This is a genomic window from Rhizobium binae (genome assembly GCF_017357225.1).
Lineage (GTDB): Bacteria > Pseudomonadota > Alphaproteobacteria > Rhizobiales > Rhizobiaceae > Rhizobium > Rhizobium binae.
Map to the genome: position 1 here is coordinate 21,402 of NZ_CP071609.1, position 25,224 is coordinate 46,625.

A 25,224-nucleotide genomic window follows, 5' to 3' on the forward strand; every position below is an offset into this window, starting at 1 on the left:
CCAGCGCAACTGAAGCTGTCCAGAGCTCGCTATGCAAATCAGAGGCAATGGCGAGATCGCTAAAGAAAGCAACGCCCTCTGCCATATGCCCATGCTCAACGGCCCAGCGTCTCATAGTGAGCACGTCCGGAACTAGCTGACGTTTTCGTCGCACTACGCCACCGCGGCGGCTCCATTGCAACTACAACCGGCGCGACCGCGAGCGCGCCGCCAATACGTCCCGAATGGAAAAACTCGAATGGATCCGCAGCACACCCGGAAGTGTAGAAAGCACTTCCTTGTGGATGCGTTCGAAAGCGCCCGCATTTTCCACGTCGACGCGTAGCATATAATCGGAGCCACCCGTCATCAGGTAGCATTCCCTAATTTCGGGGTGTTTGCGGACGGCCGCCTCGAACCGGTCAAGGTAGTCCTCCGTTTGCCGCTCCAGCGTGATGTTGATGATCACGGCGATTGTCGTTTCCGATTGGGTCGCGTCGATCAACGCGGTATAGCCGCGGATGACGCCGGCCTGCTCCATAAGTTTGATACGTCTCAGACACGCGGACGGCGAAAGGCCGACTTCGTTGGCAAGTTTGGCGTTGCTGACCCGCGCATCGACCCGAAGCAGCCTCAGGATGTTTCGGTCGATATTGTCCAGTGCCATCATTGAATAATGCTCCGCAAACGTAGTGTGATGTGCGACTTTAATGCCAATTTTGAAATGATGAACGTCAAATAGGCCAGCAATTTCGCATGTTATTTCATAGGTTGGCTCCCACGTTAAGAGGGAGTGGTAAATGGCCCGCGTTATTGTGATGTCGGAGGAACAGGCACCGCTTCCAAGCGAGGGCGCTTCTGGCTACCTGACCATTGATCTCGCGGCACTCGCTCGCAATTATGCAAAGCTCAGTTCGATCCTGGCGCCGGCTCGAGCCGGCGCCGTCGTGAAGGCCGACGCTTATGGCCTTGGTGCAGGACGCGTGGCTCCGGCCCTTTACCGGGCGGGCTGCCGGCATTTCTTCGTTGCGCAGTTTGCAGAAGCCGTGAGATTGCGCCCGCTGCTTGCGGCGGATGCACAGGTTTTTGTGCTCAACGGGCTGCAGCCGGGCAATGAAGGCCCCTGCGCTGAGGGCGGCATCATCCCGGTTCTGAATTCGCTCGAGCAATGGCGGTCCTGGCGAGCGACCGCAAAGCGCCTGAACCGGAGGCTTCCCGCCGTACTTCAATTCGACACGGGCATGTCGCGGCTAGGCGTGTCTCCAGAAGAGCGTGGCACTCTCGCGGTAGAACTGGCTGGCAAAGGCAATGTTGAGGTCCTGTTCATCATGAGCCATCTCGCCTCAGCGGATGAGCTGGACAGCGACCAGAACGACGACCAGCTTGCTCAGATGCAGCGCATCGCCGAGGAACTCCCAGGGCTCGAGATCTGCTTCGCCAATTCCGGCGGTATTTTACTCGGCACGTCCTACCACGGTGTGCTCGCCCGTCCGGGGATCGCGCTATATGGCGGCACGCCGACCACCCCAGGAGCGAACCAGATGGAGGCTGTGGTTCGGCTCGACGTCGCGGTCGTGCAGACGCGCACGGTGCCCGCCGGTGCAAAGGTCGGCTACAGCGGCACTCACATCGCGGACAGCGAAACTCGGCTTGCGACTATTGCGGCAGGCTATGCCGACGGACTGCCACGGAGCCTGAGCGGACGTGGAGCAGTCTACTATCGAGGCACACGCCTTCCGATTGTTGGCCGCGTCTCGATGGACAGCATCACAGTAAATATCACGGCGCTGCCCGAGGGGACACTGAGATTAGGCAGCTTGGTCGAGGTGCTGGGGCTGCATCAAACACTCGAGGACGTGGCCCGCGACGCCGGCACCATTTCTTACGAAATCCTGACCAGCCTTGGTGACCGTTATCACAGGCAATATCGCTAGGAGCCGAGGGGCTCGATCATTGGGGACAACATGAAAGTTATCGTTCTTGGCGCCGGCATTATCGGCGTCACCTCCGCCTATCAACTGGCGAAAGCTGGCCACGACGTCACGGTCATCGACCGGCAGAAGGGTCCGGCGCTGGAAACCAGCTTTGCCAATGCCGGCGAAGTCTCCTTCGGCTATTGCTCACCCTGGGCAGCGTCCGGCATTCCGATGAAGGCTTTGAAATGGCTGTTCATGGAGCATGCACCGCTGATCCTCAGGCCCAAAGTCGACGCGGCAATGCTCTGCTGGATGGCCAAGATGCTCGCGAACTGCACGTCCGAGTGTTACGCCGTCAACAAGGGCCGGATGCTGCGATTGGCGGACTATAGCCGCGTCTCGCTTGCCGCTCTGCGCAAGGAAACGGGGATCGAATATGACGAACGGATGCAGGGTACATTACAGCTCTTCCGCGCTCAGGCGCAGCTGGATGCCTCTGCCAAGGACGTCAAGGCGCTTGCTGCCGACGGCATTCCTTACGAGATGCTCGACCGTGACGGGTGCATCCGCGCCGAACCGGCACTCGCCCATGTGCGTGACAAGATCGTCGGCGGCCTGCTGACGCCGAAGGACGAGACCGGCGACTGCTTCAAGTTCACCAATGCGCTCGCCAAGCGGGCGGAACAGCTTGGCGTTCGCTTCTCCTGGGGCACGGAAGTCAAAAAGCTTGATGTCGAGGGCAGTCAGGTGCGGGGTGTCGTGACCAACTGGGAACGGCTCACAGCAGACGCGGTGGTCGTTGCCCTTGGCAGCTACTCGCCGCTACTGCTCAAGCGCTACGGCATCAAGCTGCCCGTCTACCCGGTCAAGGGCTATTCACTGACGATCCCGATTGAAGATGCCTCGCGCGCACCGGAATCGACGATCATGGATGAGACCTACAAGATCGCCATCACGCGGCTTGGCGACCGCATCCGCGTCGGCGGCATGGCGGAAATCTCAGGCTATACGAATGATCTCGGTGAGGCGCGCCGGCGCACGCTCGAACATTCCGTCATGGACCTCTTTCCGGGCGGCGATGCGGGCAAGGCGACATTCTGGTCGGGTCTGCGGCCAATGACCCCTGACGGCACACCTGTCATCGGTCCGACGAAGATCGCGGGCCTCTTCCTCAACACGGGACATGGTACGCTCGGCTGGACGATGAGCTCCGGCTCGGCCCGCGTTGTTGCGGACCTCGTGTCTGGCCGCAAGCCCGAGATCGACGCCACCGACCTCGCTATTAGCCGCTACGTCTGAACCAACACACCAAAAACATCCTTGGAGGACTGAACTTTGATCGAACAGGTTTTTACAAGTGAAGCGCCCGGCGCAGTCGGCCCGTACTCCCAAGCCATCAAGGTCGGCGATCTGCTCTTCGTTTCCGGGCAATTGCCGATCGATCCGGCAACAGGCGAGTTCAATTCGGTCAATGCGGTCGAACAAGCCGAGCAGTGCCTGAACAATCTTAAGGCAATCGCCATGGCCGCGGGCACCGAGCTGGCGAAAACGGTGAAGACGACGGTGCTCCTCACCGACCTCGGTGATTTCGCGGAGGTCAACCGCATCTATGCCAGCTTCTTCTCGACGCCCTTCCCTGCCCGCGCCTGCTATGAAGTCAAGGCACTGCCCAAAGGTGCGAAGGTCGAGATCGAAGCAGTCATCGCTTTGAGCTGACGGCAGCGAGCATCGCCACCAAAGAAACGCGCCAGAGCAGGGAGCGTCATTGCTCTGGTTCTCCCGTTTCGCATAGACGTGCGTAGACATCGCAGATGCAGATGGACTGATAAAGGAATGGAATTGGCGCTCACACCGGCACTGACAAAACACCTGAAAAATCCTGGAATTTTCCGCGATCTCGCCGAGGGACCGGGTCCGTCGGTTGCTAAGAAAAGAAAGCGCCTTGCCGTCTTCAATCCTTCCACCGGCGAACTGCTCGCGGAGGTGACTGATATGAGTGCTGAGGACGCCCGCGCAGCGATCGAAAAGGCCTATATCGCGCAAGAGCCGTGGGCGCATCTCACGGCTCGCGAGCGATCGAACGTGCTTTGGGAGTGGCATCGGCTGATCTTGGAGCACAGCGACGATCTTGCAGCGATCCTCACGGCCGAGATGGGCAAACCCCTGGCGGAGGCGAAATCCGGAGTGCAGCATGCGGCCGCTTATCTTCAATGGTATGCCGAAGAGGCGAACCGGATTTATGGAGAGACGATCTCTGCACCATCGAACGACCGGCGAATGCTGGTCATCAAGCAGCCGATCGGCGTCGTCGGTGCCATCACGCCCTGGAACTTTCCAGCGTCGATGGTCGCGCGCAAGATTTCACCGGCGCTCGCTGCCGGTTGTACCGTGATCCTAAAGCCTGCGGAGCAGACGCCTTTGGTCGCGGGCGCCATGATCGCACTGGCGAAGTTGGCCGGTTTTCCGGACGGCGTCATCAACCTCGTCTATGCGTCAGTGGGTGACACAATCGGCCGGGAATTGTGCACCAATCCGAAAGTGCGAAAGATCAGCTTCACCGGATCGACCGAGGTCGGCCGCCTGCTCATGCGCCAGTGTTCGGACCAGATCAAGCGGATGAGCTTCGAGCTTGGCGGCAATGCGCCCTTTATCGTCTTTGACGATGCGAACGTCGACGCCGCACTCGACGGCGCTATCCGGGCCAAGTTTCGCAATGCGGGACAGACCTGTGTTTCCGCCAATCGGATTTATGTTCAATCGTGGGTCTATGCCGAATTTACCGAGAAGTTTACCAAGCGCGCGCGCACGCTCAAGGTCGGCGACGGCTTCGACCCGGACGTTACAATCGGTCCTCTCATCGACCGAGATGCTTTGACAAAGATCGAAGCGCATGTCGAAGACGCTCTTCAGAAGGGAGCAAGGGTCCGATGTGGCGGGCGGCGGGTTGGGACATCTGGAACGTTCTTCGAGCCGACGGTGATCACCGATGTCGTCGGCTCGATGCGGCTGGCACAGGAAGAAACCTTCGGTCCGCTTGCGCCAATCATCCGCTTCGAGGATCCGGATCATGTCGTAAGCGACGCCAACGACACCATCTACGGGCTCGCCGCCTACTTCTACGCCTCGAACCTCAAGCGGGTGTGGCGGGTCGCCGAGGCGCTGGAATATGGGATGGTCGGCATCAACACTGGCCGCATGTCGTCAGAGGCCGCCCCCTTTGGCGGCATCAAGCAGTCGGGAATTGGGCGTGAGGGCTCCCGGCACGGGCTCGAGGACTATCTCGAGATGAAGTATCTCTGCATGGGTGGCCTGTAGCGGCAGGATAGCGGGTAGCAAACGATGTGAAATCGGCCAACGCGCAAAAAAGTGGCTGCCGTCGGGACCTGTCCAACGGCAGCCTAGTCGCTTGGGAGGCGCATTCGTGTGCTACCGTCACTGGCAACAGTAGCAGTGACAGGAACTCGACCGAAACCGATCATACATCGAGCTGATTGACGCCTGACGGCGTTCTCGCGCGAACAATGCATAATCCTGCAATGGTGCCGACAGAAACGCAGAAATCCGCCGCGACGTCGCAGCTTTTCCCGGCGTATGTAGCAGGGATGTTGTTTTTCCGTCTGCGGCGTCGCATAGGAACAGGCCACCGCACAATCGCCAAGCGTTCGTTCTGGCTTGGCGAAGCGCGGCGGCCAATCAATGAAATATCCAATCAGATCCCGATTGCCTCATAGGCTTCGGCAACCTGTCGGATAGACGCGACATAAGCCGCAGTCCGATAGTCCCCGAGTTCCGGTTGCTTGTCCATCAGATCGCCGATGCGGGCCCAGGTGCTGCGCATGACATCTTCGAGACCCGAACGAACGAGGTCGATCTCTGCGCCGCCTTCGAGAAACTCGTCGCGAATGTCAGCCGGAAACTCCTTGCCGGTCATCCGCTCGAGCGCTGTGGCAATCGTCTGGTTGCGTCGCTCGCGCCGGCGCCGTTCCATCAGGCCGAAGGGGATGTGGGTGAGGTTCTTGACCCACTCGAAGTAGCTGACGACGACACCACCGGCATTGACATAGAGATCCGGAAGGATTGTTACTCCATGGGAGCGTAGGATCTTGTCCGCATCGAAGCTGACGGGACCGTTGGCCGCCTCCACGACCAGGCGTGGCTTGATGCGTTCCGCGTTCTCTGCATGAATGGCATTTTCCATCGCCGCTGGAATGAGAACGTCGCAAGGCTGTTCGATGCCGGTCATATCGCCGGCAAAGGACCTGGCGCCTTCAAAGCCGAGAATGCTGCCGGTGCGGATCTGATGCTGCTTGAGCGCCTCGATGGGGAGACCTTCGGTATTGGCGACATAGCCGTCGCGTTCGGCAACAACGGTGATGCGTGCGCCGTCCTCTTCGGACAGGAACTTGGCGGCGTGGTAGCCGACATTGCCGAAACCTTGCACGATGACCGAGACGCCCTTCAGATCGCGCCGGCCGTCGAGCCCGACTGTGCGAGTATCGCGAAGAAAGCTCTGGATGGCGAATTGCACGCCCCTGCCCGTCGCTTCCGTGCGGCCGGCGATCCCGCCCTTCGATAGCGGCTTGCCGGTGACGCAGGCGCGCGCATTGACGACGTCGGTCGGATTGGCGCGGCGGAACTCATCCATCATCCAGGCCATTTCGCGCTCGCCGGTGCCGATATCGGGAGCCGGAACGTTAACGCCCGGACCGATCAGACCGCGCTTGTTGAGCTCCTGCGTAAAGCGGCGGGTGATGCGCTCGAGTTCCTGCGGTGTCCACTCGCGCGGATCGATCTTCAGCGCGCCCTTGGAACCGCCGAAGGGAACGTCAACGAGCGAGCATTTCAGCGTCATCAGCGCGGCCAATGCCTCGACCTCTTCGGCATCGGCATTGGATGTGTAGCGGATACCGCCCTTGACCGGTTCGCAATGCTCGCTGTGGACCGAGCGCCAGCCGATGAAGCTGTACATGCGGCCGCGCAGACGCACACCGAAGCGGACCGTATAGGTCGAATTGCACTGGATGATCCGCTCTGCCAATCCCTCCGGCAGATCAAGGAATGACATGGCATGGCGGAAGTTCTGATCGACGCTTTCCAGAAAGCCTGCGGAGCTGACCTGCATCACGCCCCCCTCACAGGTTGAGGAGCATGATTTCGAAAATCGTGTTTGCCGATCGGAGCCGGCTGTTGTGACGTTGCATGCACTTGGTACTTCCTTCCATAGTTATTGACCGCCGGCCACCGTCCGTCAGGGGCAACAATCTGATAGCTGTTCAACTCGAGAGTATCCTATGCTCGGCATTGCGGGCGAGGAGCGCATAGATCAGCGTGAACAGGCGGCGCGCCGTGTCCTTCTCGATGCTGACTTTAGAGGAGAGACGCTCTTTCAAAAGCTCGGCCGCTTCGTTGTGGATGCCACGGCGGCCCATATCAATCGCCTCCAGCCGCTCTGGCCCGGGCCGGGACATGGCATCGTAGTAGCTTTCGCAGATGCGCGTGTAGTCCTTGATCAGCCGCCGGAAAGGGGTAAGCGAGAGATAGTGGCTGACAACATGCACCCCATTGTCCTCTGCAACGTGCAGGGCCAACCGTCCGTCCACCGTCTCGATCTTGAGTCGATAGGGCCCGCCGTCATGACCAATCGGCGTGAAGGTGTTGGTTTCCAAAAGATCGATGATCGCCAGCGCCTGTTCACGCTCGACGCGCCCGTCCCGTGTCTTAAACGAGCAATCGAGTGCGACATCGCAAAGACGATACTCGGCGGCGGCCATGACAGACGCCTCCCTCACATCGCTTCCACGCACATGGCGACACCCATGCCGCCACCGATGCACAGGGTCGCAAGACCCTTGGAAACGCCGCGGCGCTTCATTTCAAAGAGCAGCGTGTTGAGGACGCGGGCACCGGAAGCGCCGATCGGGTGGCCGATGGCTATGGCGCCGCCATTGACGTTGACGATCGACGTATCCCAGCCGAGAACCTTGTTGACGGCGCACGCCTGCGCCGCGAAGGCCTCGTTGGCTTCGACGAGTTCAACAGCGCCGACCGACCAGCCGGCCTTTTCCAGCGCCTTGCGCGAGGCGGGAATAGGGCCTGTGCCCATGATCTGCGGATCAACGCCGGCCGTCGCCCAGGAGACGATACGCGCCAGCGGCTGGATGCCACGGCGCCCGGCTTCAGCCTCGCTCATCAAAAGGGTTGCAGCCGCGCCGTCGTTCAAGCCCGAGGCATTGGCGGCGGTGACAGTGCCTTCCTTGTCGAAGGCCGGGCGCAGCTTGGTCATTGATTCCAGAGTTGCACCATGGCGGATATATTCGTCCTGGTCGACGGTGACGTCACCCTTGCGGCCCCTGACGACGAACGGAACGATCTCGTCAGCGAAGCGGCCCGCCTTCTGGGCAGCTTCCGCCTTATTCTGCGACGCCAGCGCAAACTGATCCTGCTCCTCCCGGGTCAGCTGCCACTTCTTGGCGACGTTCTCGGCGGTCGTTCCCATGTGGTAGCCGTAGAAGGCGTCCGTCAGGCCATCCTTGATCATCGTGTCGATCATCTTCAAGTCGCCCATCTTCACGCCGCCACGCAGGTGCGCGCAATGCGGTGCCATCGACATCGACTCCATGCCGCCGGCAATGATGATTTTCGCATCGCCGGATGCGATCTGCTGCATGCCAAGCGCGACTGCCCTCAGACCCGAACCGCAGAGTTGGTTCATGCCCCAGGCCGTCTTTTCTGGCGGAATGCCGGCCTTCATGGCCGCCTGGCGGGCCGGGTTCTGGCCTTCGCCTGCCTGCAGCACCTGACCGAGGATCACTTCATCAACCTCGCTCGCTTCGACGCCGGCGCGCTCCAGCACAGCCTTGATGACGGCGGCGCCGAGTTCATGCGCTGGCGTATTGGCAAACGAACCGTTGAAGGAACCAACGGCGGTGCGTGCCGCGCTGGCGATGACGATGGATGGGGTGCTCATGACAGCTCCTCCGCTTCTGGTTGGTTTGGAATAGTTCGGACGTAGAGCACCAGATCAGTTGACGATCGTTGCGTCTGTTGCGGCGCGCAGTTCATTGTCAGTGATGCCATCGGCAAGCTCCACGAGCCTTAAGCCACCTTCGACCACATCCAGCACGCCGAGATTGGTGATGATCCGGTCAACCACGCCTTTGCCGGTCAGCGGCAGGGTGCAGGCCTTCAGCACCTTGGAGTCGCCAACCTTGTTCGTGTGATCCATGACGACCACCACGCGCTTGACTCCGGCGACCAGGTCCATGGCGCCGCCCATGCCCTTGACGAGCTTGCCGGGGATCATCCAGTTGGCGAGGTCACCGTTTTCGGCCACTTCCATGGCGCCGAGGATCGCCATGGCGATCTTGCCGCCGCGGATCATCGCAAAGCTTTGTGCCGAGTCGAAGAAGGCCGAATGTGGCAGTGCCGTTACAGTCTGCTTGCCAGCGTTGATCAAGTCCGCGTCGATTGCCTCCTCGATCGGGAACGGACCGATACCGAGCAGGCCGTTCTCCGACTGCAGCGTCACATGGACACCCTCGGGAATATAATTGGCCACAAGCGTGGGAATACCGATACCGAGATTGACATAGGTGCCGTCCTGTAGTTCGCGTGCAGCCCGAGCTGCCATCTGGTTCCTGTCCCAAGCCATCATGTCTCTCCCCTCAAGCCGCCGCGCGGGTCGTGCGCTGTTCAATTCGTTTTTCGTGTTTGCCCTGGATCAGCCGGTGTACATAGATCCCCGGCAGGTGGATCTGATCCGGATCGAGGCTTCCGGCCGGCACGATCTCCTCGACCTCGGCAACACAGATCTTGCCGCAGGTGGCGGCTGGCGGATTGAAATTGCGGGCGGTTTTGCGGAAGACAAGATTACCGGTCGTGTCTGCTTTCCAAGCCTTGATAATCGACAGATCGGCAACGATGCCGGTCTCGAGTACATAGACCTCGCCGTTGAAGGTCTTCAATTCCTTGCCTTCGGCAACGACCGTGCCGACGCCGGTCTTGGTGTAGAAGCCAGCAATGCCGGCGCCGCCTGCTCGCATGCGCTCGGCGAGCGTCCCCTGCGGATTGAATTCGAGCTCCAATTCGCCGCTCAGATACTGCCGCATGAACTCGGCGTTCTCGCCAACATAGGACGAGATCATCTTTCTGATCTGCTTCGTTTTCAAAAGCATGCCGAGGCCGAAGTCGTCGACGCCGCAATTGTTGGAGGCGATCGTCAGGTCCTTCGCGCCAGCCTCGCGAACGGCAGCGATCAACAGCTCCGGAATACCACAAAGACCGAAGCCGCCGGCCGCGAGAAACATCCCGTCGAACAGCAAGCCATCAAGGGCTGCCTGCGGGCTCTCGTAGATCTTGTTCATAATCTCCCCCTTAAGTCTGGCATAGGCAGCTTTTCGCGTGCGCTTGTCGTCGGCAAGAGCCCACCCTGCGTGCGGGTGCTCACCCCCGATTGATGCAAACGACCTTCGGCTGGGTCATGTCCTCGTAGGCGAAGCGAACGCCTTCGCGACCCATGCTGCCGTACTTGAAGCCGCCGAAGGGCATGGCGTCGAAGCGGTAGTCTGAGGAGTCATTGATCATCACCCCACCGGCCTCGATTCGGTTGGCGGCGTCGAGCGCTACATTGATATCGTTGGTGAAGATCCCGGCATGAAGGCTGTAGTCCGGATCGTTGGCCATCTCGATCGCCTCATCGAGAGTTTCGAAAGGCGCGAGCATGACCACCGGCGCAAACACTTCCTCATGCCACAGACGGCAGGTCAGCGGCGTGCCTTCAAGCACCGTCGGGTGATACAGCGAACCCTCGTGATAATTGCCGCAAAGCAGTTTGGCGCCGGCCTTGATGGCCTCCGTGACAGCCGCTTCGGTACGTTCCGCGACTTGGGCAGAGATCATCGGGCCAACGTCGGTGTCCTCCTGCAGGGGATCGCCCGCCTTGAGTGTCTTCGTTGCTGCGACAAACGCATCGCGGAAGTGGCTGTAGAGCGAGGACTGGATCAGGATGCGCTGTGCACCGATGCAGTTTTGCCCCGCGGCCCAGAAGGCGCCAGAGACGCAACTCTCAACCGCCTTGTCGAAGTCGCAATCATGCATGACGATAACGGGCGCATTGCCGCCGAGCTCCATGGCAAGCTTCTTTAAGCCAGCCGCGCGGCTGATCGCTTCGCCCGTGGCAAAGCCACCGGTAAAAGACACCATCCTCACCTCGCGTGCAGTGATCATTGCGGTCACCAGCTCTCTGTCACCATGCGAGATGGTGATGACCTCCTCGGGTAGGCCAGCTTCCCGTAGTGCTTCGACCAGCTTGATCGCCGAGAATGGAGTGAGGTTCGATGGCTTAAGTAACACCGCATTGCCGCCGGCGATTGCCGGGCCGAGCTTATGAGCGACCAGGTTCAGGGGATCGTTGTAGGGTGTAATAGCGGTTATAATACCGAGCGGTTCTCGGGTGAACCAGCCCTGGCGTTGTTCCGAGCCTGTAAAGGCATCGAAGGGTACGATCTCGCCGGCATTGCGCTTTGCTTCTTCCGCCGACAGTTTCAGCGTATTGACGCAGCGGAACACTTCCTTGCGCGCCTGGACGATCGTCTTGCCGGCTTCGCGAACAATGGTTTCGGCAAAGGCGTTGCTGCAGCTTTCGATAATCCGAGCGGCCCCTTCCAGGATGCTCGCCCGCTTGTGCCGCGGCAGATTTCGAGAGATCTCGGCGCCGCGGCGGGCAATTTCCAGCAGGCGATCGATTTCTGCAGGGTCGGTTGCCTCGACCGTTCCAAGTAGCGCCCCGTCATAGGGGCTGTGAACAGAGATCGGCGCCGGGCTGATTTTGACATGGAGTTTGGTGGCAGTCATATTGCCAGGTCCCTATTCCTCATGGGCCCCCTTCGGGAGGTCGCGTTTATCTTCAAGGCAAAGGTGGCACCCTGCCCTGTTCCGGTTTCATGCAGTCGTTGAGCACAAGCCCTGGCGGCCGGCATCACCGGCCACCAACCTCAAATATCAATCAGAGCTTCTGGCCGGCACGAACCAGGTCGTCCATGACCAAGCGCACTGCCTTCTCGGCAATGGAGACGATCTCGTCGATCTCTGCCTTTGTCGTGACAAGCGGCGGTGCGAAGCCGAGGATGTCACCATGCGGCATGGCGCGGGCAATCAGACCACCGTCGCGAGCGGCCTTCGACACACGTGCACCAACCTTCAGCGACGGATCGAAACGGGTCTTGCTTTCGCGGTCCCCGACGAACTCGATGGCCCCCATCAGGCCAACGCCGCGCACTTCGCCGACGATCGGCAGCTGAGCGAACTTCTCCTTGAGCTGCGCCTGGAAATACGCGCCGACCTCGCGCGCGTTCCCCGGCAGATCTTCCTTCCCGACGATGTCGAGAACCGCATTGGCTGCAGCCGCACCGATCGGGTGGCCGGAATAGGTATAGCCATGCGAGAAGGCGCCGACCCTGTCGGCTCCGTCTTCCAGGCAAGGCGGTAGGCTTGGCGCGAGATCGCGTCCGCCACCTCGGTACGGCCATAGCCGACATTGACGCAGTAAAGGCCGGCGAAGCCATCAATGAGCTGATTGCCATGCGCGTCCTGGATGCGGATACCCTTGCCCGTCTCAACAATCGTCGGCTCGCCAAGCTTGCCGCTGGCAAAATCCTTCAGCTGCGTGAACGGATGCAGGACCGAGTTGCGGTCCTTCTCGGCGATGTCCTTGATGTTGATGGTCACTGAAATATCCTTCCTGTAGCTGATATCATTTCATGGAACGACCGAGGGCCACGCAATGCGTCAGCCGGATGGTTCGCCCCTCAATTCGCGTATCAATGTGCAGGTAATCCGCCGCCGGTTGACTGCAAATATCCAAGTGTCTATGCAGGATTTCAGCGTAATTTTCCCATTCTCGCAGGATTGATAAGCCATGGAACTCGATCGCGCCGACATTGTGCTCCTCAGTGCCGTCCAAGAAAATAACAGGCTCACGTCCGAGGAACTGGCGGAGCGCGCGAACCTGTCTCCGACTGCCTGCCAGCGACGGCTCAAGCGTCTGCGCGCCGAAGGCGTCATTGAAGCGGACGTCTCGATCGTCTCCCCGAAGGCCGTCGGCAGACACGTCACCGTTGTGGTTCTCGTATCTCTTGAGCGCGAGAGGGCTGACATCATCGATCGTTTTAAGTCCGCAATCAGAAAGACGCGCGAGGTCATGATTGGATACTACGTTACCGGAGATGCCGATTTCCTGCTCGTGGTCACTGCAAAGGACATGGAAGACTACGAACAGTTCACACGGCGCTTTTTCTACGAGAATAATGACATCAAGGGATTCAAGACGATGGTGGTCATGGATCGAGTGAAAGCCGGCTTCGCGTTCCCTATTGAAAGTTAAAGCCCTGATCGACAGCTCTGATCCACCTAAGATAAGGACCTCGGTTGACGGGGTGTCGTGCGTTGACAGCAATTTTTACCCGGCCGTCCTAGGGCTCGAATGCCGCTTATCTCAGGGCTGCTTTCAGCCCTGAAGGTCTGTTCCTACTGAACCGACCCGGTCGGTTCATCGCTCAACAACCGGGATATCGATGTAGCAACCTGCGACACCGCGATAAAATTGGAGTTCGGGCACGTCTCCGTCTGCGGGCACATTGGCGAATGAAGTGCTCTCACTTCCCGCAAGACATACCCTCAGCCTGTAGCCGGCCGGCAGGAGCGCCGATATGGGAAGTAACGTAAATGCCAACTTTGCTGGTCGACCGGGTACCAGAGGCTCGAAATCACTTTTCAAGTAGCTCTGCTGGGGACCTAAAACACTCAAAGGCGAACCCTTCCAAACTTTGCGGTGGGAGCCGCGCAACACTCCCTCTGTGAGATAGCAGGAAACCCCATCCGGCCTTACCGCCTCCAGATAGACGAAGAAGATACCATCTTCGCGAGTCGAGGAAACATTCAACTCCGCGATGGGATGTCCGGTGATTTCGAGGTCTCGTTCCAAGGGTGTGCTGGTGTAGGTCAGGCGTGAGGCCGCATACTGTTGCCGATCACCGTAATTCACTTCGCCAGTGCCAGTCCCGCCGTTGGTGTCCCACCTGTTAGTGAGCACGTCCCCAAACTCACGGTCGACCTGCAGCAAGTCGAAGCCGCTTTCCTCGGGCGAGGAAGCCAGGCGCGAGCCACTTGCTATGTACCAGCGCTGGCGCGTGGCCGGAACTGGCCACGAACGGGTCGATTTCCAGGCACCCTCGCCGCACGTGTAGTAGTGGATGATCTTGTCAGGCTGGCTCAAAGCTCCGCCGTCAAGGCACCCCTTCATGAATATAAAGTCATTTGCCTGCTGGCTCACCATGGTTGGAACGAGATCGTCAACGTCGGGACGGAGCGGGTCGTAGGCTTTGCGGCCACAGTGGTTCCAGGGGCCGATGATCACGTTCATCGGATTCGACTGAAGCAGAAATCGTCGAATTGAGCCCTGCGCCGCCCCGGAATCGAACCAACTGCTCCAGTTTTGTATCGGGACTCCAGACTTAGAGATAAGGTCCGCGGCGGCTTGCGGCGAAAAATCAAATCCGGAAATCTGGCTTAACCATTCATCCCTACAAGTAACTTTGCTCACGGATATGAAGGAAGGTGCCTGCCCATGCTCGAGCAAGGCAGCAGCCAGCTCCGCCTCGCTTCCAACTGGACGAATGCCCGCGCGAAGAGTGCTGGACCGATTAGAATTATCCTTGCTGTTCTCATCCCTGTTCAGCGATTCCACCAATTCGCTCCACCTGTCGAGCGTGAGGTTGGGAGCACCGCCAGGCCAAGTCTCAAAAAAGATATCGTAATCGACATATCTCGGCACGATTCCCTTCAGCGCCGAATGGTTCCTCGAGGCGATGAGATCTGCGGAGTTCGCCGTGTAAGACATGCCATACGCGACCACATTGCCTGTGGACCATGGCTGAGCTGCGATCCAGTCTAAAACGTAGCTGAAGTCCAGGATTTCCTCGCGCGATCGGTGGCCGGGCCAGACCCCGAAAGAGGCCCCGGTACCACGCACGTCTCCAACAACCACTGCGTAGCCATGCGGGACAAACAAATCGGCATAGGAATTCGAGGGGTCGCCCTTCTTGCCCCGCCCATAGCACGTCATCACCAAGATCGTGTCGCGTTTGGTGTCAGGGCTATCACCCATCGGACGGGTGACATCCAGGGCAATCCTAACGCCGTCGAGTGCGGGCACATAGACCGAGTTCAAATCGCCTAGTTTGTGCCTGCCTTCAACTACCGCATCGAGGCCCAAACGGAAGAGTGCTCGCTGTTCTTGTTGTGAGTCGGAACGAAGATCTACGTCGTTTGGCGCGCCCGCCTCGACTTGATCCTGACTGATGGCTGTCATGCCGCTTCTCCTCCATTGAATCATGATTCATATGTCTCATTGGTAAGATATTTGCAACGTTCATATCACAAAGTGGGCTCACTTTTTCGCACACACCGAATGTTTTTTGAGCGTCGCGCGCTGCGGCTGGCCTCATGTCTACGGATCGAACCAGCTACGCTGAGTTGCGGCTTGAGCGGTGCAGGAGATGGACACGGGGCATCTCGCAATGCGATGAGCGCGGGTGCTATTGCAGCAGAGCCTGGCTGGGGGCAACGGCCGCCTTCGTCGGACATGCGCGCCAAGACAGCCAACGATCAACTTTGATCCGACACCACAGCGTGCGTGTCGGATCAAAGATCGAATCTCCTCGAGGAGCTATTCTCACGTGTACCGACCTACCTAGAGCAAGCAACAGGCACCCTTACTTTATCCAGGTCTTCCAGTCGGCAAACAGAACGGCATGCGTTAGATATTTTAGCTGCGGCATTGGAGACGTCGATTCAGTCTATAACGAGCAGCTTGCGAGGAACGCTCGAGAGAAACTCGACCTCACCTTCAGTGATGAGAAAGCTTTCTGTGATCTCGATGCCCCAGTCGCCGTACCACAACCCTGACATGAAGTGAAACGCCATTCCTGGCTGCAGTTCAGTCCTGTCTCCTTGTCGGAAGCTTGCGGAGTTTTCTCCCCAAGCCGGAGGATAGCCGATGCCGATGGGGTAACCGGATCGGCTCGTCTTCTCAAAACCGTACCGCGCCAGCGCTCCCGAATAAGCTTTGGCGATGTCCTCACAGCAATTGCCGGCTACCGCCTTCTCAAGTCCCGCTTGCATGCCGTCCAGAACTGCAACTTCAGCGTCCAGTATCTGGACCGTCGGCTTGCCAAGATAATATGTCCTTGAAAGCGGGCAGTGGTAGCGCTTGTGCACGCCCGCAAACTCAAAGAATATGGCTTCGTCCCCGCGTATTGGCTGATCGGTCCATGTGAGGTGCGGAGCCGAAGCGTCCGCACCGGCACCCAGGTTGGGTACGCAGGCCGGATAATCCCCCCAATAGCCATCGACACCGCGCGTTGCCACATAAGAAAGCTCGGCAATTACGTCAGACTGCCTGATCCCAGGACGCAACACCTCGGAAACTCGCTGATACATGGCCCCAACGATTTTACCCGCACCGCGCAAATACTCGATCTCTCGAGGTGACTTCACCAGCCGCTGCCAATTAATCAGCCTATCGGCCTTCTGAAATTTTGCGTTCGGCAGTGACGCAGCAAGAGCCTCGAACGATGCAGCCGAAAAGCAAGAGCTATCTTTCTCAACGCCGATGACCGATGAGCCATGTCCTTCATCTACAATGATTGCCCCCAGAGCGGACATTGCGTGAAGGGTGTCCGATTGCACGTATTCGTCACCGTACCACTTGATCCTATCCTCGCTGATGTAGGCGGTCCGGCGGCAACCATTTGCGTCCATTCCTCGGCCAAACCACAACGGATCATCGCTCTTTGTCACCACGACGCACTGGGGTACGTAATAGGAGCATCCGTCATAGCCGGTGAGCCAGTGCATGTTGGCCGGATCCGTAACAACCAACAGATCGATCCCGGCCTGTTCCATTGCGTTACGCGCCTTCTCCAGGCGCATCTTGTATTCGGCGAGTTCAAACCGAAGCGTTGCAACGTTCATTTCTGTTCCTTCGTGAATGCTGTCAGGGATCTAGGTCCGGGTTCCGGCCGAGCACCGCATTGAGCGTCAGCGCGCAGAGGTCCGTGATGTCGTAGATCGGAAGCCCTGTTTTGCGCCGAAGAGCCTTCGAGACCACAGGGAACCCTGTGCACTCGAAGAGCAACATCGCAATTTCAGGATGCTGGCCGCGCAGTTGCCCAATGCACTCGCCAACCTCATGTTCGATCTGATCGAGATCAGTTCGCACGAGAGGACGAGCCACGGTATTGCGCATGTAAATGCCGCCTTCGATCCCTCCTATGACCAAGCGCTCACGGTCGCGCACATTCTGTACATTCAATACCTCCTCGCCCAAATGCCGTGTGTCAGCGGTCAGAACGGCGAGCTTTTTTCCAGAAGCAAGCTGGCGAAGGAGAGTTGGTATGAGGAGCAGACTGGAGGTTATTACCGGCACATCCACTGCTGCGGAAATCGCGTCCTGATGACGGATCAAAAAGCCGCAGTCTCCAACAATGACGCTGGCACCTCGCTCAACGAGCCTACGGGCGGCGGTCACGCAGGCGGCTTCGAGTGAGGGATCACCGCGAATGACGCGCTCCGCGAATGCACCCTCAACGATCTCGGGGAGGATTGGAAGGCCGAATGTTTCTGGATTCAGGAGTGAGCCTTCGTGGGGAGCTACGGGGGTGCATTCGGAAAGACCCTCGTCAAGCTCAAGAATTCCAAGCGTCCCGCTGCGTTGTGAAATCACAATATATTCCTTTCATTCAGATGGGCGATGCTGCTGTTTGGCAGATCTGGAAGACGACAGGAAAACGGGGACATCTGTGCGACGATTTCGGGTTCGTGAATCAGACTACTGATGAGCTCGTTCATCTTAAGTACCAACCCTATTTGACGAACAGTTTTCGCGGGGTCGTCGTCAGAGGCTCATAACCAGTGTCCGAGACCACAAAGCTCTGTGTGATGGTGATCCCGACATTGTCGAGCCACAAACCTGGCATCATGTGGAAGACCATGCCGGGCCTGAGGACTGTTTCGTCGCCGTTGCGAATGCTCGCGGTGCGTTCGCCCGAGGCCGGGGGGAAGCCAATGCCGGTCGGATATCCGATGCGGGACTCCTTCTTAATTCCATGGCGAGCAAGAGCTTGTCTAAAGTCGCTTTCAACCTCCGAGCAGGTCCTCCCGGGACGGACTGCTTCAAGGCCAACGCTCAGCGCTTCAATCGCTATTTCCGACAGATCTTGAAAGGAGGGTGACGGCTTGCCCACGACAATCGTCCGAGCCAGGTTGACCTGGTACCGATGGCGGCATCCCGACAATTCCAGATTGACGACGGTAGACTCTGGAAGACGATCGTCCGTCCAAGCAGCATGTGGCGCGATCGAACGCTCGCCAATGCAAAGATCAGGGGGGCAACAGGGATAGTCGCCACCGAATTCTGCCGTCCCCGACACCTGTTGATGATAAATTGCAGCCGCAATGTCGCATTCACGTACGCCCGCTTCTACCGTGTCGACGACGCGCTTCATGGCGACGTCGGCAAGTTTTCCGGCTTGGCGCATAATAGCAACCTCAGCAGGACTTTTCACCAAGCGGATCCAGCCAACGAGAAGATCAGCGTCCACGAACTCCGCATCGGGTAGCGCCCTGGTGAGGTCAACGTGCCCACGGGCGGGATAGTAGTAACCTCCCATCTCGACCCCGATGCGAGCATTCTCGCCGCCAAGTTCCTTCACGATCTCAGCCATGAAGTAATAAGCTGAGAGCGTCGCTGATTGAACGTAAGTATCCGGATAGGCTCGAATATTGTCTTCCGCGAGATAGGTGGTCATGCTGGCCGAAACGCGATCCATAAACCGACCAACCCAGATAGGTTCGTCGTGATCTTGTGCGACGATCACCATCTGAGGTGTGTAAAAGGAATAGGCATTGTAGCCGGTGAGATAGTTCTGATTAGGCGGTTCAGAGAGAAGGAGAATGTCTATCCCTCTACGCGCCATTTCCTTCTTCACGGCGGCAAGCCGATTGTGAAACTCACTCAATTCGAAGTGCAGCTCTTTTCGCATTGTTGTTCCTAGCTGCCATTGAAAGATCAAATCGGCCGCTTTGCCATCTCATCGGCAACATGTTCATCGATCGGCGTGTTGAAGGTCATCAAAATGTAGCCGAGCACGGAATAGAACCCGACGGTGGCGATTAGATCGAGCACAGCCTGAGTTCCCATTGACGAAGAAATGGCTTGCTCGATTTCGGCTGACAGGCGTGCATTGTCGAACAGCGTATCGACGGCACGCGCGATCAGTCCGTCCTCGCCGGCCGGCGTCCCGCCCATCGCGCGAATGCGAGCATCGGAAATGCCCAACGCCCGAGCGCGGCTTACGTGATGGGCCCATTCATAGGCTGAGCCCATCCGATGGGCCGCCCGCAGAATGACAAGTTCCGAGCGGACAGAACCCAACGCGCTGTTTTTGACGATATGCTGGCGTAATGGAGCCCATGCCTTCAATAGCGCGGGGTGGTGCGCCATTGTGCGGTAAACATTGAGTGATCCCGCAAAACCTGCCTTCATGTCATCAATTTCAACGGGCCACTCTTCGTCCGTTATCGGCGGGCAGGACGACACCATCTTGTTCGAAATATTCATCGCACGGACTCAGCTTTCGATCGCGGCTTTGATAGCTGCCGCTAGCTTGTCTGCGATCATATCGATTTGCTCAGGCTCGACGATGAAGGGAGGAGCCAACAGCACGTGGTCGCCGAGCTTACCATCAATTGTGCCGCCCATCGGGTAGCACATCAGGCCCTGTTCCATCGCCTCTTTCTTGATCTTGGCGTGGATTTTGCGCCTCGCGTCGAACGGTTGTTTTGTGTCCTTGTCGGCGACTATTTCCACACCCCGAAATAGGCCCCTGCCACGGATGTCGCCGACGTATGGCGATTGGCCGAGCGCCGCATCAAGTCCGGCCTGAAGGCGATCGCCCATTTTGACGACGTTGGCCATGACTTCCGGGCGCCTGAGGATCTCCACGACCTTGTTAGCCGCTGCCGCCGCAATCGGGTGCCCGATGTAGGTGTGCCCATGCTGGAAGAGACCCGATCCATCCGCAAACGCACGATAGATCTTCTCGGAAAGCAAGACCGCGCCGATTGGTTGGAACCCACCCCCCAAGCCCTTTGCGAGAGTCACCAGATCAGGGACAATCTGTTCCTGATCGAAGGCGAACATCGTGCCGGTACGACCCATGCCGCACATGACCTCATCTAGGATGAGCAATATGCCGTACTTGTCGCAGATCTGCCGAACACGTTTGAAGTAGTCCGCGACGGGACCAACTGCGCCGAGGGTCGCGCCGACGACAGGTTCAGCCACGAAAGCCATAACAGCTTCAGCACCTAACTCGAGGATCTTGTTCTCGAACTCGCAGGCCAGTCGGTTGACATAGGACTCAGGAGTTTCATCCGGCCGCATGTCCCGATAGGCATAGCAAGGCGACACGTGATGGGTCTCCGGCAAGATGGGCTTGAACTGAGCGCGACGCCATTCGTTTCCACCCGCGGCCAGCGCCCCGATGGTGTTGCCATGGTAGCTCTGCCGGCGCGCGATAATATGACGCCGCTGAGGCTGACCGATTTCGACAAAATACTGTCGGGCCATTTTCAGCGCAGCCTCGACAGCTTCGGATCCGCCAGACACGAAATAGACATAGTCAAGGCCACTTGGCGCAAGGGCAATAAGCTGCTCAGCGAGTTCCTCAGCCACATCGGTGGTGAAGAACGACGTGTGAGCATAGGCGATGCGCCCCATTTGCACCTTCATGGCATCGAGAACTTCGGGGTGATTATGTCCAAGGCAGCTGACAGCTGCCCCCCCTGAGCCGTCGATATATGTGCGCCCTTGACTGTCGGTGACGTGGATGCCCTCCCCGGCGACGGCGCTGGGCAAGGCTGTACCAATGGTTCGATGGAGGATTTTTGTCATAACAAACTCGAGCTGATCATGGCCGGCGTACCAGCGCTTCTGAATGCCCATTGATTGCCAGTTTTCACGAGTCAATGCAACAACTGTTTTACAAATGCCATTTATGATGCATTTGTTCTCATTCAACTTGGAGAGGAGACAACGCCTGCTCGCCATATGCTGTTTGACTTCCAAACCCGTTGGAGACATGGTCCGCTTGGTTCATCATAGTCATTGTGAGGCAAACGTTGCAAAAGGGTCCCCTCCACTCGCACATCATCGAACGGTTCGACGACATGTCCGAGCAGTTGCAACAAGCAGCTCGCCATATCCTCGAGCATCCACAAGAGGTCGCGCTCGTCTCGATGCGCGAGCTCGCGCGCAATGCGGGTGTGCAGCCCTCGACCATGACGCGCCTTGCGAAATTTCTTGGCTTTCCGGGTTATGAAGACTTCCGTGTTCAACATGCTGACGTCATCCGCGTTAATGCAGACGGTTTTGCAGCGCGCGCGATGCAAAGAGACGAAGCTGGAGCGAATGATGAGGGCCTCGCCCACCGGATGCTCCAGAGCATTTCAGCGCAGATTGCGCGACTATGTGAGCCGGAAACGCTTTCAAGACTGAACGAGATGGCTGAGCGTTTGGCCACAGCCCGAAGAGTTTATGTGCTTGGCCTGCGCTCCTGCCATTCGGTCGCCTGGCACTTTCATTACGTGATGACGCTGTTAGGCGATAAGACCGTCCATTTGGACGGTCCTGCCGGCACGGGTGGCGACGCGCTTATTCGCGCCACCACTGATGATGTTCTCCTTGCCGTTTCAATAAATCCATACTCACGCTATACGCTTGAAGTCGCGGAAGCCGCCGTTGAGAAAGGTGTGAGTGTACTCGCGATAACGGACAGCGAGGTTTCGCCATTGGTTACGATTGCCGAGCATGCAGTCCTTTTTCCAACCGAGAGCCACACGTTCTTCCACACATTGACGCCGGCCTTGGCAATTTCGGAGGTGCTGTGCGGACTTCTGGCAAGCCACGATCGAAAGGGCGCGCTGAAGGAGCTCAAGCGGGTCGACAGCTATCTCTCTTCGATGAATACCTACTCCGCATCTATACCGCGTCGAAAAATCTGAAGGGGCTGATAGACCACCAACGTGCGGGCGTCACTTCATACCGCTGTCTGAATTTCGGAATTTCTCACTTCGATACCGCGCTGGACGCTAGGCCGACTTCGGCAAGATCGACAATGACGGTTTGCCTGATAACGTCATGATAATAAACCGGCGGGCGAGGGAGAATGCCAGCCCTGGTTTTGAACCAGGACTGGCCAGCGAACTTAAGCCGGGTTCGCAGTAGCGTTTTGCAGGGAGCTCCGTCCTCGCCACAGGGTGAAATATAGAGCCACCAGCCAAACAATAGGCAGCAAGGTGAGCAAGGATCCCACTGCGGCAATCGTTGGATCGACCTGCTGCTTCAAATTTTCGAGCATCTTCAGGGGCAACGTCGGTATCGCATAGCCGCTGACAAACGATGTAATGATGACCTCATCGAAAGAAGCCAGAAAGGCAAACAGCGCCCCGCCGATTATACCAGAGCGGATCAGAGGAAATGTCACGCGCATAAAGGTCCGCGTCGGCCCGGCACGCATGCTCATTGCAGCCTGTTCAAGTCTTCTGTCAAACCCGGAAAGAGTCGCGAGGACAATCACTACGACATAACCAATCGCACCGATGATATGGCCTAAGATGATGCCAGTGCTGGTTCCTACCAAACCGATTCTTGCCAAGCCGAGATAGACAGCGACGCCCACCACAATGATCGGAAATGTGATTGGTGTGAGAATAACCATTGTCATGCTTGAACGGAAACTTGGGGAGCAGCGGCTCAGGCCGAAAGCTGCCGTTGTACCAGCTATCGCTGAAGCGACGCTGACTATCAGCCCGAATTTGAAGCTGTTCCACAGAGCACCAGTCCACGTCGGGTCTTGGAAGAACGAGTAATACCACCGCAGAGACCATGTTTTCGGCGGGAACTCGAGAAACTCGCCCGGACTAAAGGAGATGACGATGACGATCAGGCCGGGCGCCAGCAGAAAGAACAATACAAGTGCAAGGAACGATGCTCCGATAACCTTTGCCCACTTGGTATCCCTGCGACTTTTATAAAGCTTCGCTCCCCAGCTGCGAGCACGAATCGGTGTTGCAACCTCGCCAAGATAGCGGCGTACCTTGGAAAACGATAGCCGGCGGTTCGACTTAATCTTCTGCTCCACGGACCCAGCTTGACCGTGTGCGCTGGCGAGATTTACACCCGCCGTAGAGAGAACCAGGAGCGCCATAGCAAGAAGTATGAAGGCAGCAGCGGCAGTTGGCGCGATGTCCAATGACGTCGTGAGCTGCGAATTGATAAGAGTAGACAGCATGGTGTCGCCGAGGCCACCCAACGCCTGCGGCGTGATGTAAAATCCGAGGCAGACAACAAAAACGAGTATGCATCCGCTTCGAATACCCGGGACGCTAAGCGGAAGAAACACACGCAAGAACGCTGTGAAAGGCTTTGCGCCCATGCTGCGGGCCGCCTCCATAAGAGATTTGTCGATGTTCACCATCACGCTAAGCAATGGCAAGATCATCATGGGCAGCATGATATGCACCATCCCGACATAGACCGCGAAACGGTTGTAAATGAGGGTAAGTGGTCGGTCGATGAAACCAAGGTTGAGCAACAAGCTATTGATAAGCCCATTGTCTCCCAACACAACTGTCCACGCGTACGTCCGCACTAGAGCGCTCGTCAACCAAGGCAAGAACACCATGACCACAAGAACAGGCCGCGCCCGGCCCGCATTGGCAATCAGATAAGCTATGGGATAACCGATCAGCAGGCAGATTGCAGTGGCGACCAGACTAATCTTGAGCGTCTGAATTAGAATTAAGACGTAAGACTTCTTCTCAAAGAACCCCACATAGTTAGCCAACGAGAACTCTGGCGCGTTGAGACTGGTCAGGAATAGCAGGATCATAGGTATGCCGAATACAGCGAACATGACCCCGAAGGCGGGCACCGTCAGCAGAATCGGGCTTGAGACCAATCGTCGTATCATTGTCATTGGTGATCCCTCGGGTTTACGCGGTTACAAACCGAACGTCTGATCGCAGCCAGTCGAGGCGAACCTCGTCGCCTGCCCCGAACACATCTTGCCCGGAGGCAACATGTTCGCGAGCGATCAGAACTGTATCGCCAACACGTACCCTGTATTTTCTTAAGGGACCGGCATAGATCATATCTTCTATGACTCCCGCGGCGGATTGCCTGCGCTCCGCATCACTGCGCCGCGGGCCATTCGGCGCAGTGACGCAGATGCGCTCGGGCCGGAGCATCGCGACCATTCCGGTCGAGGGCACGATATCGGATTGAACTTTGAAATCTGCGCCGTCGAAAATGTTGGCCTCGCCCAAAAAGTTTGCGACAAAACGCGTCTCCGGACGGTCGTATAGAGCTTCAGGTGTGTCAATCTGCTCGATCTGCCCAGATCTCATCACGACGATTCGATCAGACAGGGTCAGCGCTTCTTCTTGGTCATGGGTAACGCAGATGGTTGTCTTCCCAAATTCCCGGTGAAGATCCTTGATTTCGATCTGCATCTGCTCGCGAAGGTTTCGGTCAAGTGCGCCAAGCGGTTCGTCGAGCAGGAGGATAGGCGGATCCGCAATCAAGGCGCGCGCAAGGGCTACGCGCTGTTGCTGACCGCCACTCAATTGCGACGGCATCCGACCGCCGAATTCGCTTAGGCGCACGCGCTCAAGCATCCGGCTAACGCGCTTCGCTCTCTCCGCACCATTGACGCCGCGCATTTCAAGAGGAAACTCAAGGTTTCGGGCGACGGTGAGGTGCGGGAAAAGTGCGTAACTCTGGAATACGATTCCCTGATCGCGTCGATAGGAAGGAACTTCCGAAACTGATTTCCCGGCGATGAGGATATCTCCTTCGCTCGGAGTGGTGAACCCGGCAAGCAGCATCAACGCTGTCGTTTTTCCCGACCCACTCGGCCCTAGTATAGTTAAGAACTCACCGCGAGACACAGAAAGGGAGATATCTTTGACCGCAGCAATAGGCCCATACAACTTAGTGACATTGCGGAACTCAATCTGGGCGGGAACTGGGGCTTTCTCCAACACTTCGTCCTCGGTGGGAAGGTAACTTTTCATTTTCAAAGTCATTTCGAATACTCCGTTAGGACCACGCGCCCAAGACGCGTAGTCCCAAAAGGCCGGTCAGCGGGATATCTGAGCCAGGAATGGGCCGGTTTGATCAGCGCCGCCGATACATTCGTTGGCACGA

Annotated in this window: 21 protein-coding genes and 1 pseudogene; 6 read left to right on the forward strand and 16 right to left on the reverse strand. The window is 57.9% G+C overall.

Annotation, left to right across the window (positions count from 1 at the left end; all coding sequences use genetic code 11):
* Positions 1-181 precede the first annotated feature (181 nt).
* Positions 182-649: an Lrp/AsnC family transcriptional regulator gene (locus J2J99_RS30745; protein ID WP_168297222.1), complete on the reverse strand. Its 468-nt coding sequence runs from the start codon at positions 647-649 to the stop codon at positions 182-184.
* Positions 650-779: 130 nt separating this feature from the next.
* On the opposite strand from J2J99_RS30745, the gene alr reads away from it, so the two are divergent.
* The 4 genes from alr to J2J99_RS30765 all read left to right on the forward strand — a co-directional run bounded on the left by alr (position 780) and on the right by J2J99_RS30765 (position 5,210).
* The gene (gene alr, locus J2J99_RS30750) at positions 780-1,913 is read left to right on the forward strand and encodes an alanine racemase (RefSeq protein WP_168297223.1); all 1,134 of its coding nucleotides are present in this window, start codon (positions 780-782) and stop codon (positions 1,911-1,913) included.
* Positions 1,914-1,943: 30 nt separating this feature from the next.
* Entirely contained in the window at positions 1,944-3,194 is a 1,251-nt protein-coding gene (locus tag J2J99_RS30755) for a D-amino acid dehydrogenase (RefSeq protein ID WP_168297224.1), read from the forward strand.
* A 36-nt stretch (positions 3,195-3,230) separates the two neighbouring features.
* Complete coding sequence (locus J2J99_RS30760; protein WP_168297225.1) at positions 3,231-3,611, forward strand: RidA family protein; 381 nt, start codon at positions 3,231-3,233, stop codon at positions 3,609-3,611.
* 117 nt (positions 3,612-3,728) lie between these two features.
* Positions 3,729-5,210, forward strand: coding sequence for an NAD-dependent succinate-semialdehyde dehydrogenase (locus J2J99_RS30765; RefSeq protein ID WP_168297226.1), 1,482 nt, complete (start codon positions 3,729-3,731; stop codon positions 5,208-5,210).
* Positions 5,211-5,604: 394 nt separating this feature from the next.
* On the opposite strand, the gene J2J99_RS30770 is transcribed toward J2J99_RS30765, so the two are convergent.
* The 7 genes and pseudogenes from J2J99_RS30770 to J2J99_RS30800 all read right to left on the reverse strand — a co-directional run bounded on the left by J2J99_RS30770 (position 5,605) and on the right by J2J99_RS30800 (position 12,620).
* Positions 5,605-7,017, reverse strand: a complete 1,413-nt coding sequence (locus J2J99_RS30770; RefSeq protein WP_168297227.1) for a Glu/Leu/Phe/Val family dehydrogenase — start codon at positions 7,015-7,017, stop codon at positions 5,605-5,607.
* 151 nt (positions 7,018-7,168) lie between these two features.
* Positions 7,169-7,666 (reverse strand): UPF0262 family protein, encoded by a 498-nt coding sequence (locus J2J99_RS30775; RefSeq protein WP_168297228.1) that lies wholly within the window; start codon positions 7,664-7,666, stop codon positions 7,169-7,171.
* Positions 7,667-7,680: 14 nt separating this feature from the next.
* Positions 7,681-8,862: an acetyl-CoA C-acetyltransferase gene (locus tag J2J99_RS30780; RefSeq protein WP_168297229.1), complete on the reverse strand. Its 1,182-nt coding sequence runs from the start codon at positions 8,860-8,862 to the stop codon at positions 7,681-7,683.
* Positions 8,863-8,916: 54 nt separating this feature from the next.
* Entirely contained in the window at positions 8,917-9,546 is a 630-nt protein-coding gene (locus tag J2J99_RS30785; protein WP_168297252.1) for a 3-oxoacid CoA-transferase subunit B, read from the reverse strand.
* 13 nt (positions 9,547-9,559) lie between these two features.
* Positions 9,560-10,258: a CoA transferase subunit A gene (locus J2J99_RS30790; protein ID WP_168297230.1), complete on the reverse strand. Its 699-nt coding sequence runs from the start codon at positions 10,256-10,258 to the stop codon at positions 9,560-9,562.
* Positions 10,259-10,337: 79 nt separating this feature from the next.
* Complete coding sequence (locus J2J99_RS30795) at positions 10,338-11,747, reverse strand: aldehyde dehydrogenase family protein (RefSeq protein WP_168297231.1); 1,410 nt, start codon at positions 11,745-11,747, stop codon at positions 10,338-10,340.
* Positions 11,748-11,898: 151 nt separating this feature from the next.
* A pseudogene (locus J2J99_RS30800) lies at positions 11,899-12,620 on the reverse strand (aminotransferase class III-fold pyridoxal phosphate-dependent enzyme).
* 190 nt (positions 12,621-12,810) lie between these two features.
* Here J2J99_RS30800 and J2J99_RS30805 point away from each other — a divergent pair.
* Entirely contained in the window at positions 12,811-13,275 is a 465-nt protein-coding gene (locus J2J99_RS30805; RefSeq protein ID WP_168297232.1) for an Lrp/AsnC family transcriptional regulator, read from the forward strand.
* Between the two features lie 165 nt (positions 13,276-13,440).
* Here the strand turns inward: J2J99_RS30805 and J2J99_RS30810 are convergent, their stop codons facing one another.
* From J2J99_RS30810 to J2J99_RS30835, 6 genes are all read right to left on the reverse strand, one after another.
* Positions 13,441-15,261 carry a CocE/NonD family hydrolase gene (locus J2J99_RS30810; RefSeq protein WP_168297233.1) on the reverse strand — a complete coding sequence of 607 codons (1,821 nt, stop codon included), beginning with the start codon at positions 15,259-15,261 and terminating at the stop codon, positions 13,441-13,443.
* Between the two features lie 482 nt (positions 15,262-15,743).
* Complete coding sequence (locus J2J99_RS30815; RefSeq protein ID WP_168297234.1) at positions 15,744-16,925, reverse strand: M24 family metallopeptidase; 1,182 nt, start codon at positions 16,923-16,925, stop codon at positions 15,744-15,746.
* A gap of 22 nt (positions 16,926-16,947) precedes the next feature.
* A complete protein-coding gene (locus tag J2J99_RS30820) occupies positions 16,948-17,676 on the reverse strand; it encodes an aspartate/glutamate racemase family protein (RefSeq protein WP_168297235.1) in 729 nt (242 codons plus the stop codon).
* Positions 17,677-17,815: 139 nt separating this feature from the next.
* Positions 17,816-18,994 carry a M24 family metallopeptidase gene (locus tag J2J99_RS30825; RefSeq protein ID WP_168297236.1) on the reverse strand — a complete coding sequence of 393 codons (1,179 nt, stop codon included), beginning with the start codon at positions 18,992-18,994 and terminating at the stop codon, positions 17,816-17,818.
* 26 nt (positions 18,995-19,020) lie between these two features.
* Positions 19,021-19,572 (reverse strand): carboxymuconolactone decarboxylase family protein, encoded by a 552-nt coding sequence (locus J2J99_RS30830; RefSeq protein WP_246638562.1) that lies wholly within the window; start codon positions 19,570-19,572, stop codon positions 19,021-19,023.
* Between the two features lie 9 nt (positions 19,573-19,581).
* A complete protein-coding gene (locus J2J99_RS30835) occupies positions 19,582-20,907 on the reverse strand; it encodes an aspartate aminotransferase family protein (protein ID WP_168297254.1) in 1,326 nt (441 codons plus the stop codon).
* A 275-nt stretch (positions 20,908-21,182) separates the two neighbouring features.
* Between J2J99_RS30835 and J2J99_RS30840 the strand changes: the two genes are divergently transcribed.
* Positions 21,183-22,016 carry a MurR/RpiR family transcriptional regulator gene (locus J2J99_RS30840; RefSeq protein WP_168297237.1) on the forward strand — a complete coding sequence of 278 codons (834 nt, stop codon included), beginning with the start codon at positions 21,183-21,185 and terminating at the stop codon, positions 22,014-22,016.
* 203 nt (positions 22,017-22,219) lie between these two features.
* Here the strand turns inward: J2J99_RS30840 and J2J99_RS30845 are convergent, their stop codons facing one another.
* Positions 22,220-23,992 carry an ABC transporter permease subunit gene (locus J2J99_RS30845; protein WP_168297238.1) on the reverse strand — a complete coding sequence of 591 codons (1,773 nt, stop codon included), beginning with the start codon at positions 23,990-23,992 and terminating at the stop codon, positions 22,220-22,222.
* A gap of 16 nt (positions 23,993-24,008) precedes the next feature.
* The gene (locus J2J99_RS30850) at positions 24,009-25,103 is read right to left on the reverse strand and encodes an ABC transporter ATP-binding protein (RefSeq protein WP_168297239.1); all 1,095 of its coding nucleotides are present in this window, start codon (positions 25,101-25,103) and stop codon (positions 24,009-24,011) included.
* Positions 25,104-25,224 lie beyond the last annotated feature (121 nt).

Bases quoted from the DNA above. Each gene is read 5' to 3' on its own strand.
- J2J99_RS30810 (WP_168297233.1), bottom strand. From the start codon at position 15,261: ATGACAGCCATCAGTCAGGATCAAGTCGAGGCGGGCGCGCCAAACGAC.
- J2J99_RS30815 (WP_168297234.1), bottom strand. From the start codon at position 16,925: ATGAACGTTGCAACGCTTCGGTTTGAACTCGCCGAATACAAGATGCGC.
- J2J99_RS30765 (WP_168297226.1), top strand. From the start codon at position 3,729: ATGGAATTGGCGCTCACACCGGCACTGACAAAACACCTGAAAAATCCT.
- J2J99_RS30850 (WP_168297239.1), bottom strand. From the start codon at position 25,103: ATGACTTTGAAAATGAAAAGTTACCTTCCCACCGAGGACGAAGTGTTG.
- J2J99_RS30825 (WP_168297236.1), bottom strand. From the start codon at position 18,994: ATGCGAAAAGAGCTGCACTTCGAATTGAGTGAGTTTCACAATCGGCTT.
- J2J99_RS30845 (WP_168297238.1), bottom strand. From the start codon at position 23,992: ATGACAATGATACGACGATTGGTCTCAAGCCCGATTCTGCTGACGGTG.
- alr (WP_168297223.1), top strand. From the start codon at position 780: ATGGCCCGCGTTATTGTGATGTCGGAGGAACAGGCACCGCTTCCAAGC.
- J2J99_RS30840 (WP_168297237.1), top strand. From the start codon at position 21,183: ATGTCCGAGCAGTTGCAACAAGCAGCTCGCCATATCCTCGAGCATCCA.
- J2J99_RS30795 (WP_168297231.1), bottom strand. From the start codon at position 11,747: ATGACTGCCACCAAACTCCATGTCAAAATCAGCCCGGCGCCGATCTCT.
- J2J99_RS30830 (WP_246638562.1), bottom strand. From the start codon at position 19,572: ATGAATATTTCGAACAAGATGGTGTCGTCCTGCCCGCCGATAACGGAC.
- J2J99_RS30780 (WP_168297229.1), bottom strand. From the start codon at position 8,862: ATGAGCACCCCATCCATCGTCATCGCCAGCGCGGCACGCACCGCCGTT.
- J2J99_RS30805 (WP_168297232.1), top strand. From the start codon at position 12,811: ATGGAACTCGATCGCGCCGACATTGTGCTCCTCAGTGCCGTCCAAGAA.
- J2J99_RS30785 (WP_168297252.1), bottom strand. From the start codon at position 9,546: ATGGCTTGGGACAGGAACCAGATGGCAGCTCGGGCTGCACGCGAACTA.
- J2J99_RS30835 (WP_168297254.1), bottom strand. From the start codon at position 20,907: ATGACAAAAATCCTCCATCGAACCATTGGTACAGCCTTGCCCAGCGCC.
- J2J99_RS30775 (WP_168297228.1), bottom strand. From the start codon at position 7,666: ATGGCCGCCGCCGAGTATCGTCTTTGCGATGTCGCACTCGATTGCTCG.
- J2J99_RS30790 (WP_168297230.1), bottom strand. From the start codon at position 10,258: ATGAACAAGATCTACGAGAGCCCGCAGGCAGCCCTTGATGGCTTGCTG.
- J2J99_RS30755 (WP_168297224.1), top strand. From the start codon at position 1,944: ATGAAAGTTATCGTTCTTGGCGCCGGCATTATCGGCGTCACCTCCGCC.
- J2J99_RS30770 (WP_168297227.1), bottom strand. From the start codon at position 7,017: ATGCAGGTCAGCTCCGCAGGCTTTCTGGAAAGCGTCGATCAGAACTTC.
- J2J99_RS30745 (WP_168297222.1), bottom strand. From the start codon at position 649: ATGATGGCACTGGACAATATCGACCGAAACATCCTGAGGCTGCTTCGG.